Consider the following 450-nt stretch of genomic DNA (forward strand, 5'->3'; position numbering starts at 1 on the left):
CTGCTGTTCGGCGTGCCCTCGGCGCTGCTGGCGTTTTGCTCCGACCTCGAATCGCTGACCTCGTTCACCGTGATCCTGCTGCTGCTGGTGTACATCATCATGGCGGTGGCGGCGCTGATCAGCCGCCGTCGCCGCCACTTCCCCCACCCGTATCTGATGCCGCTGTGGCCGCTGCCGGTGGTGGCGGCGCTGCTGTGCTGCCTGTACGTACTGTGGACGATTTTGATCGCCAGCAGCCTGAAAGACTTTATTATCATTGCCGGCATCATCGGCTTCGGGCTGGCGCTGAACCATCTGCGCGGCCGCCAGACGGCGCCCCTCGCCGCCCCCTCAATAGAAGGAGAATAACCATGACGCAGCGCGCTCAGGATCTGGGCATCATCATCGGCCAGGGCACGCCCGGCCCGCTGAACGCCATCACCGACGTGCCCGGCGTGCGCGTCGGCCCTG

The 450-nt window shown here is 65.6% G+C and carries 1 protein-coding gene; it reads left to right on the top strand.

Annotated features, from left to right (window positions below; genetic code table 11):
- On the top strand, positions 1-348 hold a 348-nt coding region (locus HFC70_RS26350; protein ID WP_210259462.1), incomplete at its 5' end, for a hypothetical protein.
- Positions 349-450: the final 102 nt, after the last annotated feature.

Origin of the sequence: Agrobacterium sp. a22-2 (assembly GCF_012276985.1) — a bacterium.
Lineage (GTDB): Bacteria > Pseudomonadota > Alphaproteobacteria > Rhizobiales > Rhizobiaceae > Allorhizobium.